The 16179-nt window shown below is 54.2% G+C and carries 17 protein-coding genes and 3 tRNA genes; 8 read left to right on the top strand and 12 right to left on the bottom strand.

What is annotated here, in order from left to right; translation table 11 throughout:
* The first annotated feature begins 102 nt into the window (after nucleotides 1-102).
* Nucleotides 103-327 carry a DUF4224 domain-containing protein gene (locus EBA31_RS08875; RefSeq protein WP_122078423.1) on the top strand — a complete coding sequence of 75 codons (225 nt, stop codon included), beginning with the start codon at nucleotides 103-105 and terminating at the stop codon, nucleotides 325-327.
* Complete coding sequence (locus tag EBA31_RS08870) at nucleotides 328-1344, top strand: tyrosine-type recombinase/integrase (RefSeq protein WP_122078421.1); 1017 nt, start codon at nucleotides 328-330, stop codon at nucleotides 1342-1344. It abuts the gene before it with no gap.
* Between the two features lie 143 nt (nucleotides 1345-1487).
* Here EBA31_RS08870 and EBA31_RS08865 read toward each other — a convergent pair.
* The 6 genes from EBA31_RS08865 to uvrY all read right to left on the bottom strand — a co-directional run bounded on the left by EBA31_RS08865 (nucleotide 1488) and on the right by uvrY (nucleotide 5025).
* A tRNA-Leu gene (locus tag EBA31_RS08865) sits at nucleotides 1488-1573 on the bottom strand.
* Between the two features lie 10 nt (nucleotides 1574-1583).
* Nucleotides 1584-1657: transfer RNA gene (locus tag EBA31_RS08860), tRNA-Cys, on the bottom strand.
* A gap of 58 nt (nucleotides 1658-1715) precedes the next feature.
* Nucleotides 1716-1791, bottom strand: a tRNA-Gly gene (locus EBA31_RS08855).
* Between the two features lie 145 nt (nucleotides 1792-1936).
* Entirely contained in the window at nucleotides 1937-2485 is a 549-nt protein-coding gene (gene pgsA / locus EBA31_RS08850) for a CDP-diacylglycerol--glycerol-3-phosphate 3-phosphatidyltransferase (RefSeq protein WP_020826238.1), read from the bottom strand.
* 58 nt (nucleotides 2486-2543) lie between these two features.
* Nucleotides 2544-4376 (bottom strand): excinuclease ABC subunit UvrC, encoded by a 1833-nt coding sequence (gene uvrC / locus EBA31_RS08845; protein ID WP_122078419.1) that lies wholly within the window; start codon nucleotides 4374-4376, stop codon nucleotides 2544-2546.
* Entirely contained in the window at nucleotides 4369-5025 is a 657-nt protein-coding gene (gene uvrY, locus EBA31_RS08840) for a UvrY/SirA/GacA family response regulator transcription factor (RefSeq protein ID WP_041414407.1), read from the bottom strand. Before uvrY ends, uvrC begins: the two co-directional genes overlap by 8 nt.
* Before the next feature lie 778 nt (nucleotides 5026-5803).
* Here uvrY and EBA31_RS08835 point away from each other — a divergent pair.
* Together EBA31_RS08835 and EBA31_RS08830 are read left to right on the top strand one after the other, a co-directional pair.
* Nucleotides 5804-6028, top strand: a complete 225-nt coding sequence (locus EBA31_RS08835; protein WP_020826235.1) for a DUF2594 family protein — start codon at nucleotides 5804-5806, stop codon at nucleotides 6026-6028.
* 110 nt (nucleotides 6029-6138) lie between these two features.
* Nucleotides 6139-6480, top strand: coding sequence for a GlpM family protein (locus EBA31_RS08830; RefSeq protein WP_044549716.1), 342 nt, complete (start codon nucleotides 6139-6141; stop codon nucleotides 6478-6480).
* Between the two features lie 14 nt (nucleotides 6481-6494).
* Here EBA31_RS08830 and EBA31_RS08825 read toward each other — a convergent pair whose 3' ends face one another.
* Nucleotides 6495-6926, bottom strand: a complete 432-nt coding sequence (locus EBA31_RS08825; protein ID WP_046373938.1) for a hypothetical protein — start codon at nucleotides 6924-6926, stop codon at nucleotides 6495-6497.
* Nucleotides 6927-7156: 230 nt separating this feature from the next.
* Nucleotides 7157-7471, bottom strand: a complete 315-nt coding sequence (locus EBA31_RS08820; RefSeq protein WP_071844565.1) for a hypothetical protein — start codon at nucleotides 7469-7471, stop codon at nucleotides 7157-7159.
* 462 nt (nucleotides 7472-7933) lie between these two features.
* Here EBA31_RS08820 and EBA31_RS08815 point away from each other — a divergent pair, with 462 nt between their 5' ends.
* On the top strand, nucleotides 7934-8290 hold the full coding sequence (locus EBA31_RS08815; RefSeq protein ID WP_020826230.1) for a hypothetical protein: 357 nt from the start codon (nucleotides 7934-7936) through the stop codon (nucleotides 8288-8290).
* Nucleotides 8291-8543: 253 nt separating this feature from the next.
* Here the strand turns inward: EBA31_RS08815 and EBA31_RS08810 are convergent, their stop codons facing one another.
* Genes EBA31_RS08810 through EBA31_RS08795 form a run of 4 tightly spaced genes read right to left on the bottom strand, consistent with a single transcriptional unit; the run spans nucleotide 8544 to nucleotide 12127 of the window.
* A complete protein-coding gene (locus EBA31_RS08810; protein WP_122078417.1) occupies nucleotides 8544-9806 on the bottom strand; it encodes an FAD/NAD(P)-binding oxidoreductase in 1263 nt (420 codons plus the stop codon).
* Nucleotides 9799-10059 (bottom strand): 2Fe-2S iron-sulfur cluster-binding protein, encoded by a 261-nt coding sequence (locus EBA31_RS08805; RefSeq protein WP_046373940.1) that lies wholly within the window; start codon nucleotides 10057-10059, stop codon nucleotides 9799-9801. The genes EBA31_RS08810 and EBA31_RS08805 overlap by 8 nt, the downstream gene beginning before the upstream one ends.
* Entirely contained in the window at nucleotides 10056-11180 is a 1125-nt protein-coding gene (locus tag EBA31_RS08800; RefSeq protein WP_122078415.1) for an FAD-binding oxidoreductase, read from the bottom strand. Before EBA31_RS08800 ends, EBA31_RS08805 begins: the two co-directional genes overlap by 4 nt.
* On the bottom strand, nucleotides 11180-12127 hold the full coding sequence (locus EBA31_RS08795; RefSeq protein WP_115061057.1) for a 4-hydroxyproline epimerase: 948 nt from the start codon (nucleotides 12125-12127) through the stop codon (nucleotides 11180-11182). The genes EBA31_RS08800 and EBA31_RS08795 overlap by 1 nt, the downstream gene beginning before the upstream one ends.
* Nucleotides 12128-12514: 387 nt before the next feature.
* Here EBA31_RS08795 and EBA31_RS08790 point away from each other — a divergent pair, with 387 nt between their 5' ends.
* The 3 genes from EBA31_RS08790 (at nucleotide 12515) to EBA31_RS08780 (ending at nucleotide 16156) form a co-directional block, all read left to right on the top strand.
* Entirely contained in the window at nucleotides 12515-13360 is an 846-nt protein-coding gene (locus tag EBA31_RS08790) for an AraC family transcriptional regulator (protein ID WP_122078413.1), read from the top strand.
* Nucleotides 13361-13567: 207 nt separating this feature from the next.
* Complete coding sequence (locus EBA31_RS08785) at nucleotides 13568-14488, top strand: dihydrodipicolinate synthase family protein (RefSeq protein WP_020826223.1); 921 nt, start codon at nucleotides 13568-13570, stop codon at nucleotides 14486-14488.
* Nucleotides 14489-14545: 57 nt separating this feature from the next.
* Nucleotides 14546-16156, top strand: coding sequence for an aldehyde dehydrogenase (NADP(+)) (locus EBA31_RS08780; protein WP_122078411.1), 1611 nt, complete (start codon nucleotides 14546-14548; stop codon nucleotides 16154-16156).
* Nucleotides 16157-16179: the final 23 nt, after the last annotated feature.

Below are 16179 nucleotides of genomic sequence, written 5' to 3'. Positions count from 1 at the left end.
CGGCCAGCGTACGGAAAACGCAACTCAGCGATCAAGACGTCATCGAGGCGTGTCGTGTAACCGACGACGCAATCGCCAGGATGATCGAACCGAGGAAAGACCATGCGAAACGATCACGACATAATCACGAAAGAAGAGATGATTGAGTTGACCGGTCACCACTATAAGACGAAACAGTGTGACGCACTCCGCCGGGCGGGAATATTTTTTATTGAGCGTCCGGACGGTCACCCAAAAACAACATGGGGGCATTTCCTGAACCCTGTGAAATACCGAAATTCGCCGCCGAAACCGGTAGCGGAAGAACCAGACTTCGAGGCAATGTAAGTGGCAGGTAAGCGTAAGAACCCCGCAGATAATTGGATGCCATCACGCGTATCCCGCGGCCGGTGCGCCTACGAGTTCAAACACCCTGACGGCAGGACTATAAAGCTCTGCCCTCTCGATGCTGCACAATCCGCGGTCTGGGTAGCGTACGAGAAATTTATCAGCCAGAAAGAAGACAAGGCGACATTTAAGACCTTGGCCGATAGGTTCCTCAACTCTGCAGAGTTTACCGACTTAGCTTTCGACTCGCAGAAGGATTACCAGAAATACGCCAAAAAAGTTATGCCGGTATTTGGGAAAATGGACCCGAACAATATTAAGCCTGAGCACATCAGGAAATATATGGATAAGCGCGGGCTAAAAAGTAAGACGCAGGCAAACCGTGAAAAAACCTTCATGTCGCGGGTGTTTGGGTGGAGTTACGAGCGTGGCTATGTGAAAGGAAATCCATGTAAAGGGGTGAGGCAATTTAAGGAGAAATCTCGCGAGCGCTATATCACTGACGCCGAGTATGACGCTGTTTATGCTGTCGCGCCGGATACGGTGAGGGTCGCAATGGAGGTGGCTTACCTTTGCTGCGCGCGGCAGGCTGATGTTCTTGTGCTAAACCGTGCACAAATTTTAGAACCGGGGATCTTTATCCGCCAGGGGAAGACCGGCGCCAAGCAAATCAAAGCCTGGTCAGACAGACTTCGTGCGGCCATAGCATTAGCCGACACATTGCCAATCAAAGACGGCATTTCCAGCGTATACGTGATCCACCAGCGCAACGGGAACCGCTACACCCGCGATGGCTTTAATACCCAGTGGCGCAATGCAAAGCTGGCGGCAATCGCCGCATATCCGGATCTGGATTTCGATTTCACCTATCACGACCTCAAGGCAAAAGGTATTTCCGATCTGGACGGTTCACTGACAGATAAGCAGGCGATATCTGGCCACAAAAATGCGAGCCAAACGGCAATTTATGATCGCAAAGTGAAAATAGTGCCAGTGGTGGGCAATCAGAAAGGATGAATATTTATGCTGCTTTCAGATTTTATCTTCTGAAAGCATCTTCTGAAAATGTTCCGAAAGGTGATTTAGGGCACAAAAAAACCGCCTTCCGGCGGTCACGACATTACTGCTTATTGCTTTGATTATTCTGGAATTTATTTTCCTGGTACCCGGGGCGGGACTTGAACCCGCACAGCCATAAGCCGAGGGATTTTAAATCCCTTGTGTCTACCGATTTCACCACCCGGGCTCGGGAAAATTGGAGGCGCGTTCCGGAGTCGAACCGGACTAGACGGATTTGCAATCCGCTACATAACCGCTTTGTTAACGCGCCTAAATTCTTGTTTGCCTTTATCAGGCTAAAGCTCGTGAAACACCAGCTTCATCAAATTTGGAGCGGGAAACGAGACTCGAACTCGCGACCCCGACCTTGGCAAGGTCGTGCTCTACCAACTGAGCTATTCCCGCATTAATCAGAACTTACTGATTTTTTTGCTATCTTTCGGCAAATCACCGCTGCCGTCTGATGCGATGCATTCTACTTACCTGACGTAATGAGTCAATAAAATTGTTGTCTCATTACGTTCGTTTGACGATTTTTGCATCGCTTTGATCAGGGTTCCAGCAAATCTTTCCGCGCAGCGTTCAAATATTGGAACATTGACCAGAAAGTCAGCACCGCCGCGATGTACAGCAAACCAAAAGACACATACTCGACGGTGCGATCGGGACGCCACAGCAACCCGACCAGCGACATCATTTGCGCCATGGTTTTGACTTTGCCAATCCAGGACACCGCCACGCTGCTGCGCTTGCCGATCTCCGCCATCCACTCACGCAGCGACGAGATGATAATTTCACGGGCAATCATGGTTGCCGCAGGCAGGGTAATCCACCAGGTGTGATAGTGTTCCGCCACCAGCACCAGCGCTACCGCCACCATCACTTTGTCCGCCACCGGGTCAAGGAACGCCCCGAAACGGGTCGTTTGCTTCCAGCGACGGGCCAGGAAACCGTCAAACCAGTCGGTTATGGCAGCAAACACAAAGATGACGGCGCAAACCATCGGAGCCCAAGTGAACGGCAGGTAAAATGCCAGAACAAAGAATGGGATCAGAACTACGCGAAACAGAGTAAGCCAAGTCGGTATATTCAATTGCATAATGCTACGGTAACTATCTGGCTGGAGTGGGAATTAAGAGTATGTTGCTACATTGCCCTCAGTGTTTCAATGCATTGTAGATCTTTTCTGCCAATGCTTGTGAAATACCCGGCACTTTTGCAATTTCCTCAACGCTGGCGTTCAATAATGGTTGAAGTCCGCCCATATACTTCAACAGCACCTGTCGCCGTTTTGGCCCAACGCCGTCGATCAATTCCAACGCGCTGGTGTTTCTTACTTTTGCCCTTCTCTGCCGATGCCCGGTGATCGCATGGTTATGCGAATCATCGCGGATATGCTGGATCACATGCAGCGCCGGTGAATCCGACGGCAAGGCAATGCCCTCGCCTTCCGGTACAAAGAACAGCGTTTCCAACCCGGCTTTGCGGTCGGCCCCTTTGGCGATACCAATCAGCAAGGGTTTGTTTTTATCCCAGGTCACGTTGAGCGAATTGAATACGTCAATCGCCATACCTAGCTGCCCCTTGCCGCCGTCGATAAAAATAACGTCGGGGATTTTTTTCTCTTCCAGGGCTTTGCCATAGCGACGCTTCAACACCTGCGCCATCGCGGCATAATCATCCCCTGGCGTTATGCCGGTGATATTATAGCGCCGATATTCCGAACGTAGCGGACCATTCGAGTCAAATACCACACAGGAAGCCACGGTTTGCTCCCCCATGGTGTGGCTGATGTCGAAACATTCCATGCGGTTAATTTCGGCAAGGTTGAGCACCTTCGCCAATTCGGCCAACCTCTGATGGATAGTCGACTGCTGGGAAAGTTTGGTGGTTAGCGCCGTCGCCGCGTTGGTACGAGCCAGTTTAAGGTAGCGTGCGCGATCCCCTCGCGGTTTGCTCTGAATCTGAATTTTCCGGCCGGCAAGTTCTGAAAGCGACTCGGCCAGCAGGTCTTTCTCCGGCAGAGTAAAGTCCAATAGAATTTCCGCCGGCAAGGTGCGCATCTGGCTGCCCTGTAAATAAAACTGGCCGACAAAGGTTTGCACCACTTCGCTCATGTCGGTGCCGCCCGGTACTTTCGGGAAGTAACTGCGGCTACCCAATACCTTACCCTGACGGATAAACAGCACGTGCAGGCAAGCCATACCGGATTCGAAAGCCACGCCAATCACATCCAGATCGTCGCTGTTGCCGGAAACGAACTGACGTTCGGTCACTCTTCGCACCGCCTGGATCTGGTCGCGAATGCGTGCCGCTTCTTCAAAGTTCAGTGTCTTGCTGGCGTTTTCCATCCTTTCGATCAACTGGTGTAATACCTGCTGATCTTTACCGGACAGGAACAGGCGCACGTAATCCACCTGCTGCCGGTACTCTTCCTCACTCACCAATCCGGCGACGCAAGGCCCCAGGCAACGCCCAATCTGATATTGCAGGCAGGGACGCGAACGGTTGCGATACACGCTGTTCTCGCACTGGCGTATCGGGAACAATTTCTGCAGCAGCGCCAGCGTTTCACGCACGGCATAAGAATTGGGGAACGGCCCGAAATATTCCCCTTTGGCGTGTTTAGCGCCGCGATGAACCGCCAGGCGTGGGTGGCTGTCCGCGCTGAGGAAGATCAACGGGTAAGATTTATCGTCTCGCAAAAGAACATTATATCGCGGTTGGTATAACTTTATGTAGTTATGTTCCAGTAGTAGCGCTTCTGTTTCGGTATGAGTAACAGTTACGTCTATTTGAGCGATATTTTTAACCAACGTCTCCGTTTTCCTGCTGCCAACCTGTTGGCGGAAGTAACTGGCGAGGCGTTTTTTCAGGTCTTTGGCTTTACCGACGTAGATAACCGTGCCAGTAGCGTCATACATACGGTAGACGCCAGGCTGGCTGGTTACGGTGCTGAGAAATGCTTTGGCATCAAAACGGTCACTCACTGCTTAACAACGTCTCCGCATTGAACAATCCGTGTCGGATAGCCAGGTGTGTCAGTTCGACATCACCGCTGATATTCAGCTTGCTGAACATGCGGTAACGGTAACTGTTCACCGTCTTGGGGCTGAGACTCAGCTGTTCTGAGATCTCGTTAACTTTTTTGCCTTTGGTGATCATCAGCATAATCTGTAGTTCACGCTCAGACAGGCAGCTAAACGGGGTTTCCGTTTGCGGCTCCAGTTGGCTCAAAGCCATTTGCTGAGCAATATCGGACGCAATGTAACGCTGCCCAGCTTGCACAGTACGAATGGCATTCACCACATCCTGCGGCGCAGCGCCTTTACTGAGATAGCCCGCGGCTCCGGCCTGCATCACTTTTGCCGGCAAGGGATTTTCAGTGTGAATAGTCAGCATGATGACTTTAACGTCGGGCGCATAGCGTACAATTTTGCGCGTGGCTTCCAGCCCGCCAATACCCGGCATGTTCATATCCATAAGAACGATATCTACAGCATTGCCACGGCACCATTTCACGGCGTCTTCACCGCACTGGGCCTCCCCGACAACTTTTATACCTTTGATATCTTCAAGAATGCGTCGTATCCCTGCGCGCACCAGTTCGTGGTCATCAACAAGAAGAACGCTAATCAAGGAAAAATCTCCAAAAAGAAGGGAGTAACGCAATCAGCCTCTGTTATAGCCTGAGATATTACTTGTTTTTTAGCCAAGAATGAACACAGATTAATACTTACTTCCGATTAACTTTGCGCAGTGGGCCTGATTTTCGAATTTTAGTCACTCAGGTTGCCCGATAAAACCCTTGTCTGCAGATAAAAAGCCGTCGATGTAAATATTACCCTGAGTGAACCGGGCTCCATGATACTGCGATAATCCAGAAGCGAAGGTAAAATCAGTGTAAGAAATCGCAACACGGATAATATTAACACCAATGCAACAAGATTGTAATCCATTGAAATAAAACAATATGAAAGATTGCTTTTTATCTTGCCTCGCAAGAGTCATTGCGTAAAGAAATTACTCACCCCGGACGTCAGCTCGCAGCCAGGGTTGATGATTTAAATAACCCTAACAAGTTAACAATAACCCGACGGACAAATACTTATTAACTCGAAAAAAATAACTTGGCTATTATTCCCCGGTGGCTCCGCTACCAAACTACCAACACTCCATTCAATAATCACTAGTGACTATGCACTATAAAGTGGAAGTTGATAAAACCACGATCGATGCCGCATTAGCCGCACCGACACGGATATCGCGCTATCGGTGCAGATGGATATCTGCATGCTATGCTATACTCCGCGCCCAGTTAAATACGCATCTGCACGTCTGATTGAATGAAATCGGTGCGGGTGTGCACCACAAAGCACATTGTTTCAGGCTTCGGCCTCAAAAATCAGGAGAGAAAATGAGCAACGTTGACTTCACTACGTCTGCAAACCCGGAAACGCTGGCAACGGAAGTCGCCTGCCTTAAAGCCACGCTAACGCTGATCCTGAAATCGATCGGCCAGGCCGACGCCGGGAAAGTCATTATCAACATGGAACGCTTTATCGCACAGATTGAAGATCCCACCCAGGCCGAGATCTTTAAAAACAGCATTCAGCAGATTAAGCACGCCTACCGCCAATAAGCTATCCCCTTCCGGCCTGCCGTAACCGCGGGCCCGTTTTCCCCCTGCCCCTGTGATTGATCACCCTGACACTTTCAGGCAATGTGTTTTTATTTACGTCAGAGAAACCTATGGGCATCGTGGTAAAAGCACTGATTGGCGCACTGGTGGTGGTACTCATTGGCCTGCTTGCCAAAAGTCGCAGCTACTATATCGCCGGTCTGGTACCGTTGTTCCCTACCTTCGCACTGATTGCCCATTACATCGTCGGCAGCGAACGCTCAATCGAAGCGTTGAGAACCACGCTGATATTCGGCATGTGGGCCGTTTTACCCTATCTGGTGTATCTGATCTCGCTGTATTTCTTTATCAACAGCATGAGATTGTCTTGGGCGCTGGCCGCTGCGGTATTATGTTGGATCGCGGCGGCCTGGCTTTTGATTACCCTGTGGGGATGGTGGCAGGGGCGTTGACTGCCCCGCCAGAATTACGGCCTGCCGGCCTGCAGAACAAATCCGCGTTGCATATCTCCTGCCACGCGGAAATAGCGACTTTCACCGGCACGCAACGTCATCGGTAGCCGGCCGCTGGTATCGCGCCAGATACACAGACTGTTTTCGATCATATCCTGCCCAATGCTGATTTCATTATTGCCGACCGGAACCCGGAACTCAGCCTTTTCTTTCGCCGCCAGCGACGCAGCAAACTCCCCGTTGATATAAACCCCGGTTCGGCAACTGCCTGCCAACATTCCGCTGTCACGTACTACCACCAGGGTCGCATAAGGCGTCTGCGGCATATTTTGATAAAGCAACAGTCGGCTAGGAGGCGGTAATTCGGCCTGCTGCAGCGGAACGGACTGCGTAGCGCAGCCAGACAACAGCAAGGTAGTAACAAATAACGCGGCGTAATGCTTCATCCTGAGCTCCTGGGAAAAACCAGTCTTTATAGTAGCAACAGAATAGGCTGCGGCTGTAGCGCTGGGGTAACATCAATACAAAAATAAGATAATTTCCAGTGATCTGAAGAACATCGGGAGCACAACGGATCGGTCCTCGCCAACCGCGATGTTTGTTAGACAACGCGGTCGATAGCATAAGAAAATTCCGTAGTTAGTATATTGAAATGAATAAGATTTTTATAATTTCCTTAAAGCTTGACCATACGTTTTTGAATGTCTTCGCGAAAGGCGTCACCCACAAAATTAAAACCATCCTCAGTCACATAAACGCGTGAGTAACCATTATCTGATAACGTCGTCACCATGTAACCCGCGCTTATCATCTCTGCTGAAGGCGCATTCATCAGCGTGAGAAAACCGCGTCCCCGGCACCATTGATAAAAACGAGTACGACCGTAACCCAATGAATCCCCAACATCGGAAAGGTTTCTTAACCTGTCACAATCTTCTGATAATGAAGGTAAATCAGCACTGTCTTTAGGTACTTCAGATTTATTCGCCAAAATAAAACTCCCTTTAACGTCTTCATCATCATGACAATCACTTCTCGATCCTGAATCTAAAAAATTTGCGCATGAATTGCAATCGTATTACCGGCAAATTTAATAATAGTTTTAATTTCGATAATTTATAAAAAGCAATAAAAAAGTCCCTATTCTAATTCACGATTCTTTAAATACCTTTGTGTAACCAATAATAAGAATTAATCTTTAGGTAAATATCTTAAAAAATCACTTCCCATATATATCCAATAAAAGTTAGCAGGTACATTATAACAAGCGGGACTATTTCATGATTGGGAGTAACGTTCTTAGCCCTGCACTGTCGGTATTACATCAACCTCGCCTAAACAATAACTATTATCATTTCCAATTTTAACATCAGTTTATTACACTCATGCCCTATCTCGCTTAGGAAGATTCTTAGCGTGTGAATACAGGACGAAAGGAAGAGTTAGGGATACCATGAAGACGTTTAGCTTTTTGATTATTTTGCCATTAATGACATTAACCGCCTGCACCCAGTGGGAGAAACCCGGTGCCGGCAATGCCACCCGCGACATGGAATATGCTGAATGCAAAGCTCGCGGTTACGAACGTTTCCCTCCCGATGTGGTGAGAGATTTTGAGTTTAGCTACGAAAACCAATACCAAAGCTGTAAGAAAGACAAAAAAGACTGCCCGGCAGGTTACCGCTACGAAAAACAGCCCTCGTTCAAGACAGTGCAGAACGATCGTAACGAAGATGCTCGCTCGGCGACCATAGAAGCCTGCATGTATGGTAAAGGCTGGCATGAGAAAACCTATTACTGGCCACAGTGATGGTAATACCAACGGCGCGGTCGGCGCACTGCCCCACGCGCCCGTAAGGATCACTCATCATCGCCGTGCGGCATGCCGGTCCTGGGTTTAGGTTTACCCCCTTGCGGCTTTTTATCTTTTGCGGCCGATAGCGCCCGGCTAATCAACCACAACAAAAGCGGTATTAACAGCAGGCACAGCCCCAGCGTAATCAGTGCATTCGTCATCCGTTTTCCGCCCGATTTGTCCGGTCATCTGCCTGAGTGTAGCAGGCTTATTCGTCAGCCTCGATGTCGTTCAATCGGGCCAAGGTTTCGACCCTTACCGGCGTCAATGGTATCCGCGGTGCCGGTAGCGGCCAGCCAAGCAAATGACGCGCCGCCGTCGCGCAAATCTTCCCCTGACAAGCCCCCATGCCACAGCGGCTGCTCAGCTTGGCCGCCGTCCAGTCAGGAAAGCCGTTTAGCTGGCCTAAGGAAACATCTTCACAACGGCACACCAAAGTTTGCGGTTCTGCCAACGCTTTCAGCGCGGGATTCAAGGCAAAAGTCTGTGCCACAGCATCGGCGAATCGCCTCCATTTATCACGTTGCCGCATCAATCCCTTCGCCCGTTGTTGATTGCCGGTGGCGACATACCCGGCAATGGCTCCTTCCGTCAGCGCCAGTTCGCTGCCCCCTATTCCGGTACATTCACCGGCGGCATAAATTTTCGGCTGGCTGGTTTGCTGGTTCTCGTCCACGGCAACGGCGTCATCACGAAGGCGGCAGCCCAGCAGCATCGCCAATTCGACGTTCGCCACCAGGCCAAAACCGCAGGCCAAGCGTTCGCAGGCCAGCGTCGTCACGCGAGTGCCCGTCTGCAGCCGTATCGCCGTCAGTCGTTGCTCACCTATTGCCTCCAGCACAAAGCTGTCAGGACGATAATGACGGTTGAGCAGGGTAAATGACTGGCGTAATTTGGCTGGCCAACGCCACAACCCGCCAGCAAATGCCGTCAGGCGCATGGCTGACGCCTGTTCTGCCACCCTCACCACTTCTCCCCCTGCTTTGATCACGCTGTCGGCCACCGCCATCAGTAACGGGCCACTGCCGGCAATCGCCACCCGCTCCCCTTTGATCGGCATTCCCTGTTTAATCTGCGCCTGCAACCCACCGGCACCGGTGACGCCAGGCAACGTCCAACCGGGAAACGGCAATAGCAACTCACGTGCGCCACAGCACAAGATCAATGTTTGATAGTCCACCACTCCGCTGCCAGTCGCAGCTTCGTAGAGGATTTTCTGCGGCCCACAACAAGCGATGATTTTCACCCCGTTCAGCAGGGTCACGTTGCTCAGCGCTTCCACCGCCCGCCGATACTGCTGCGCCAGCGCCGGTAGCGCCACGTTGGGTCCGTCACGCCAGATCTGCCCGCCCGGGCGCAGGTTATCATCAAGCACCAGCACCGACTGGTCACTTTCTGCCGCCGCCCGGGCCGCCGCAAGCCCGGCCGGGCCCGCACCGATAACCAACACATCGCACACGAGGTCACTCATTCTCCGTCCTCTCAATCTGCATTCCCGGCTGGCAGAGGGTCTGACACGCCAGCCGCCGCAGGCCGTTCACGGTGACCCGGCACTCCTGGCAGACCCCCATGCCACAAAACGGCGTGCGCACTTGCCCGCTGACCGAAACGCGACAGCTGTCCTCGCCACTCAGACTGAACGCCGCCGCCACGCTAACCCCTTCCGGAACCCAGAGGCTTTCACCGTTAAGGATCACATTCAGTTGATTCTGTTTTTGACTCATATCGCTAACACCTCCGTACTGAACATGCGCGCAGCCAGATAAGGCGTGTCGTCAATCGCCGGGCGATGATGATGGATCTGGGCGGAAATCAGCTCAGCACTGCCCAAAGCGGTGGTGACGCCTAACCCTTCGTGCCCTAGCGCCAGCCACAGCCAACGGTGTTGCGGATGCGGGCCCAACAGCGGCAAACCGTCGGCGGAGGCGGCACGCTGGCCGGTCCAACAGCGAATGACGTTCATCTGTGCCAGCGTAGGCAGAAAAGCGTTGGCGCGCGCCAACATTGCGGCCAGCAACGGAAAATCGATGTCATTGCCTGGGGCGTCAAACTGGCGAGATGAGCCGATCAACAACTGGCCCGTTGGGCGCGCCTGAACGTTAAACGCCACCGAAGTCCCGCCGCTGGCATGGGCGCTGGCGCCATACCCCAATTCAACCAACTGATGATGGATCCTGTGCGGATAGCGATCGGTAATCGCCAACTGCCCTTTTTTGGCCCGCAGCATGGGCTGTTCCAGCAGCCTGTTGGCCTGCAGACCGCAGGCCAGCACCACTGCCGGTGCCGTCAGACGCTCACCACTCGCCAGCACGATGGTCCGATCTTCCAACGCGCAAGCCTCCCCGGTAATGACTCTGATTGCCGACCCGGCGTCGTTCACAAGCCAGCGGGCCACGTTAGGTGCATAGACGATGCCATCGCCCGGCACTCGCAGCCCACCCGCCAAACCGGGGCGTAGCATAGGTTCCAGAGCTGCCACCTGTGCGGCACTTTGCATTTCGCTGGTCACGCCATACTCCGCCATACGTTGGCGCTTGGCTTCGGCAATCGCCATTTCATCGTCCCGCTCTGCCAGCCACATCGTACCGCAGCCACGCCAGGCGCAGTTTTCCGGCAGTCGTTCCACCAGGCTGCGCCACAGCTGCAGTGAGTAGGCGCTTAAGGCCAGCTCGGCAGGGTTGTCGTCCATACACACCAGGTGCCCCATACCTGCGGCGGTCGCACCGGCGCGCTGATTATCCACCAGCAGCACCTGCAGCCCTTGTTGCGCCAGGCGCCAGGCGCAGGCGGCACCAATAATGCCGGCCCCCACCACGATCGCTTCAGCACGTCTGTCGGCAGCCATCAGCGGATACCCCAAACGAAAGGATCGCGCTCATCCAACAGCAGTTGGCTGTCAGCGCACACATAGGCTTGCCCACGGATAAACGGCGTTACGCGATCGCCGTTACGTTGGTAATAACCGCTGAACTGGCTGCCGATCACGCTCGCCTGGCGCCAGATCTCACCCGGTTGCAGTTTGCCGTCGGCCGCCAGACAGGCCAGTTTGGCGCTGGTGCCGGTCCCGCAGGGTGAGCGGTCATAGGCTTTGCCCGGGCAAAGCACGAAGTTACGGCTGTCCGCCTGCGGATCGGCGGCAAACAGTTCGATATGATCGATAACCCCGCCGTCTTCGCCATAAATCCCCGCAGACTCCAGTGCCACCCGCACCGCCCAACAAAAAGCGGTGAGCGCGTCCAGGTTTTGCGTATCGATCGCCAGGTGATGTTCACCGATAAGGAAAAACCAATTCCCACCCCAGGCAATGTCACCCACCACCGGGCCATAGCCGCTCACCTCCACCCTTACCTGGCGGCGGTAGCGATAGGCCGGTACGTTTTCCACCGTCACGCTGCCATCCTCATGCAGCCTGGCATTTACCGTGCCGACAGGCGTTTCAATCAGGTGATCTCCCACGCCAATTCGCCCCAAATAGGCCAATGAGGCCACCAGACCAATGGTGCCGTGGCCGCACATGCCCAAATAGCCGGCGTTGTTGAAGAAAATCACCCCGGCAGCGGCCTGCGGCGAACAGGGCTGGCAGAGCAAAGCCCCGACCAGCACATCATTGCCGCGCGGCTCCAGAATGATGGCGCTGCGCCAATCATCATAATCTTGGGCAAATCGGGCTTTGCGCTCCGCCATACTGCCGCTACCCAAATCGGGAAACCCTTCGATGATCAACCGGGTAGGTTCACCGGCAGTATGGGAATCGATCGCCCGCAGCGCGGTGAAATGCGAAGAAAGTGCCATCGGAGCCTCCTGAGTTAATGAAATGTTATCATTGGCGTTAGACTGACCGAATATGTCAGCGGCGGCTTGATACATTTCGGCTCGGCACATGCAGAAATCAGCACAATCCTTAATTGGATATCCGGTTAACGCCGAACACAGAAAAGCGATGATCCATAAGAATTAGTTATTTATCAAATAGTTATTTTTATGTTATTTCCAGGTTTGTACGAAAGAGGCCATTTTTTCTGCGTGGAATGTGTCACGGAGGGAAAAAGTTTGCGGTGATCCGCATAATTGACGGCTGCGCTTGAAAAGTTACAAGAAAGTTAATATTGATGAGGCGCGTCAAAATGGCCGGCCCGGCCACTCCAGATTCTGTGCCATCCAGCGGGGAAAGGTATTGCCATGCGATTAACTCAACGCCACCAGGTTATCACTGACACCAGGCCCGCTTTCGATGAACAGGAAGATGACGTTTTCGCCGTTGAGCAACTGTCCCGCTGGTGCGACGGCCTGGCACAGCAACGGCCGAATACTCTGCGCGACCTGCTTAATTCCCTGGCGTTGATCGCCCCGCTGTTCAATGCCATGCCCAACGTGGTGTTCTTCATCAAAGACGTGCAAGCCCGTTATCTGTTCGCCAATCTGACGCTGGCCAAACGCTGTGGGTTTAAAACCGTCGCGCCGCTGCTGGGCAAAACCTCGGCGGACGTTTTCCCGGCCCAGCTCGGATCGGGGTATACCGAGCAGGATCTCCGCGTGCTGCGTCACGGGGAGCTGATCCAGGATCAGCTGGAAATGCACTTGTATAACGGACGCGAGACCGGTTGGTGCCTGACGCAAAAGCTGGCGTTGTACGACGCGCAGGGCAAAATCATCGGCATGGCCGGCATTTCGCACGATCTGCAGGAAGCCAAGGCCAATCACCCAGCCTATCAGCGGCTGGCGGCCATCGATGTCTACATTCGCCAGCATTACGCCCGGTCGATCGCACTTGAGGAACTGACGACGCTCACTGCACTTTCCGTGGCGCAGATTGAACGTTACTGCAAACGCATTTTTCATCTCACGCCGCGCCAGATGATCCACAAGGTGCGGCTGGAAAAAGCCACCGAACTGCTGGCCGGCGATATGCCGATTACCGACATCGCCTTGCAGTGCGGCTACACCGATCACAGCGCATTCAGCCGTCAATTCAAAGCCATGACCGGTTCAACGCCGCGCGACTTCCGCACCACCATAACCCTTTAATACACTGATTTATATTAGTAAAAAAATCGCCATGGTGCCTTGTGCATCAGGTTCCTTCTCGTCTGAAACCCCGCCTCACTGTGCCAATTTCGTCATGGCATTCGGCGAAAACCGTCAAGCCCCTGCGAACAATACAGGTCAATCTGTGATTGGATTTTACCAATAATTCACCATTGATTAACAAACTTGGACGACAGGAAAAACACTATGAGCCATAAAGCCATTAGCTGGAGCGGCGTATTCCCGGCGGTCAGCACCCAGTTCCGCAGCGATTTTTCTCTGGATCTCGACGCCACCCACACGGTGATCAAAAACCTGGTCAAAGACGGCGTTTCGGGCCTGGTGGTGTGTGGCACCGTGGGTGAGAACACCTCGCTGACCGTTCAGGAAAAACTGTCGGTGATTGAAGTGGCACGCGACGCAGCTCAGGGTCAGGTCCCGGTGATTGCCGGTATCGCCGAGTTCACCACCGCCTTTGCGCGCAATATGGCGCGCGAAGCCCAGAAGGTCGGCGTCGACGGCATTATGGTAATGCCGGCGTTAGTCTATTCAGCCAAACCCCATGAAACCGCAACGCATTTTCGCAGCGTCGCTACCGCCACCGATCTGCCGATCATGGTCTACAACAACCCGCCGATTTATAAAAACGACGTGACACCGGATATCCTGACGTCACTGGTCGATTGCGAGAATATCGTCTGCTTCAAGGATTCCTCTGGCGACACCCGTCGCTTTATCGATCTGCGCAACGAAGTGGGCGATCGCTTTGTGCTGTTCGCCGGGTTGGATGACGTAGTGCTGGAAAGCATCGCCGTCGGCGCCGAAGGCTGGATCTCCGGCATGTCCAACGCCTTCCCGCGTGAAGGCGAAACCTTGTTCCGTCTGGCGAAGCAAAAACGCTTCGAGGAAGCGCTGGCGCTGTACAGCTGGTTTATGCCGCTGCTGCATTTGGATGCGCGTCCCGATCTGGTGCAGTGCATCAAGCTGTGTGAAGAGCTGGTGGGTCGCGGCAGCGCCATTACCCGTCCGCCACGTCTGGCATTGCAGGGCGATACCCTGGCCGAGGTCACCGCAGTGGTCAAAAAAGCGCTGGCAAACCGCCCTGCGCTGCCGGATGTCGGCCTCTGATCGCCACTCACGCCCGGCGGCCTGCCGGGCTCTGTCACTGACCCAACGGGGGAACCCATGCCCAACGCCCATACCATCAGCGGCCAACAGTTTATCGGCGGTCAACGCCGTGCCAGCGGCGAGGCCCAGCTTGTCAGCCTGCGCGCCGACAACGGCCTGCCGACCGGCCACGTTTTTTTCTCGGCCAGTCACGAAGAAGCCGCCGCCGCCGCCGATGCCGCCGCACAAGCATTCACGGCCTATTCTCAGCTCAGCGCCGAGCGTCGAGCCGACTTTCTTGAGGCCATTGCCGACCAATTAGACGCTCTGGATGAGGATTTCTTCGGCTTCGCCATGCAGGAAACCGCCCTGCCGTTAGCCCGACTGAGCGGCGAACGGGCCAGAACCAGCGGCCAAATGCGACTGTTTGCCACCCTGCTGCGCCGTGGGGATGTGCATGGCGTGCGCATAGACAGCGCATTGCCTCAACGAACGCCGGTGCCCCGCCCGGATCTGCGGCAGTATCGCACCGCCCTCGGGCCAGTGGCGGTGTTTGGTGCCAGCAATTTCCCATTGGCATTCTCCACCGCAGGCGGAGACACCGCGGCCGCGTTGGCCGCAGGCTGTCCGGTGGTGTTCAAGGCGCACAGCGGCCATATGATCACCGCAGAACTGACCGCGCTGGCCATCGAACGGGCAAGAGAACAACAGCAGATCCCTGCCGGGGTTTTCAACATGATTTACGGGGACCACATTGGCGCGGAACTGGTGCAGCATCCGGCCATTCAGGCGGTGGGTTTCACCGGATCGCTTCGGGGCGGGCGGGCCTTGTTCGATTTGGCACAGCGGCGCGCCCAACCGATCCCGGTATTTGCCGAGATGTCGAGCATCAACCCGCTGATCGTTATGCCACAGGCTTTAGCCCGTCGTGGGCAGCAGATCGCCCGCGAGCTGGTCGCATCCTTCACCCTCGGCTGCGGCCAGTTCTGCACCAAGCCTGGGCTGATCATCGGGCTACGCGGCCAAGCATTCAGCGAATTTGTGCGCGAACTGTCCGCACAGGTCAACGCCGCGCCTGCGCAAGCCATGCTCAATGCCGGCACGCTGGCCAATTACCGCCGCGGATTGGCTGCTCTTGATGAGCAAAACGGCATCCGTCACCTGGCCGGTCATCGCGAAGAGCGCCCGCATTTATCAACGGCACAGCTCTATCAGGCCGATTTCGATTTGCTGCTCAGCGGAAACCCGCTGCTGCAAGAGGAAGTGTTTGGCCCGGCAGCCATTCTGGTGGAAGTGGAAGATCGTCGACAGCTGACCGCCGCACTGGACAGCCTGCAGGGGCAACTGACCGCCACGCTGCTGACAGAAAACGAGGATCTGGCCGACGCAGAACCGCTGGCTCAACGGCTGGCCCAAAAAGCGGGGCGGGTATTGTTTAACGGTTATCCGACCGGGGTAGAAGTCTGCGATGCCATGGTGCATGGCGGCCCTTATCCGGCCACCAGCGACGCACGCGGTACGTCGGTGGGTACGCTGGCTATTGAACGTTTTCTGCGCCCGGTCTGCCTGCAGAATTACCCCCCTGCGTTGCTGCCCCCGCAGCTGCAAGACAGCAATCCACTGGGCCTGCTGCGGCTGGTTAACGGGATTTACACCCGTGAACCTCTCCGCTCATCAGCCAACGACTAACCAAATCGCATCTGTCTGCCACC

The organism is Serratia sp. P2ACOL2, from assembly GCF_003691565.1.
In the GTDB taxonomy this organism is placed as follows: domain Bacteria; phylum Pseudomonadota; class Gammaproteobacteria; order Enterobacterales; family Enterobacteriaceae; genus Serratia; species Serratia liquefaciens.
Note: the sequence above shows the minus strand (reverse complement) of the source record. Positions and strands in the feature narration are given on the sequence as shown.

Excerpts from the sequence above, each read along its gene's own strand:
- EBA31_RS08875 (WP_122078423.1), top strand. The coding sequence starts at position 103 with ATGCGAAACGATCACGACATAATCACGAAAGAAGAGATGATTGAGTTG.
- pgsA (WP_020826238.1), bottom strand. The coding sequence starts at position 2,485 with ATGCAATTGAATATACCGACTTGGCTTACTCTGTTTCGCGTAGTTCTG.
- EBA31_RS08835 (WP_020826235.1), top strand. The coding sequence starts at position 5,804 with ATGAGCAACGTTGACTTCACTACGTCTGCAAACCCGGAAACGCTGGCA.
- EBA31_RS08830 (WP_044549716.1), top strand. The coding sequence starts at position 6,139 with ATGGGCATCGTGGTAAAAGCACTGATTGGCGCACTGGTGGTGGTACTC.
- EBA31_RS08825 (WP_046373938.1), bottom strand. The coding sequence starts at position 6,926 with ATGAAGCATTACGCCGCGTTATTTGTTACTACCTTGCTGTTGTCTGGC.
- EBA31_RS08815 (WP_020826230.1), top strand. The coding sequence starts at position 7,934 with ATGAAGACGTTTAGCTTTTTGATTATTTTGCCATTAATGACATTAACC.
- EBA31_RS08810 (WP_122078417.1), bottom strand. The coding sequence starts at position 9,806 with ATGAGTGACCTCGTGTGCGATGTGTTGGTTATCGGTGCGGGCCCGGCC.
- EBA31_RS08805 (WP_046373940.1), bottom strand. The coding sequence starts at position 10,059 with ATGAGTCAAAAACAGAATCAACTGAATGTGATCCTTAACGGTGAAAGC.
- EBA31_RS08800 (WP_122078415.1), bottom strand. The coding sequence starts at position 11,180 with ATGGCTGCCGACAGACGTGCTGAAGCGATCGTGGTGGGGGCCGGCATT.
- EBA31_RS08795 (WP_115061057.1), bottom strand. The coding sequence starts at position 12,127 with ATGGCACTTTCTTCGCATTTCACCGCGCTGCGGGCGATCGATTCCCAT.
- EBA31_RS08790 (WP_122078413.1), top strand. The coding sequence starts at position 12,515 with ATGCGATTAACTCAACGCCACCAGGTTATCACTGACACCAGGCCCGCT.
- EBA31_RS08785 (WP_020826223.1), top strand. The coding sequence starts at position 13,568 with ATGAGCCATAAAGCCATTAGCTGGAGCGGCGTATTCCCGGCGGTCAGC.
- EBA31_RS08780 (WP_122078411.1), top strand. The coding sequence starts at position 14,546 with ATGCCCAACGCCCATACCATCAGCGGCCAACAGTTTATCGGCGGTCAA.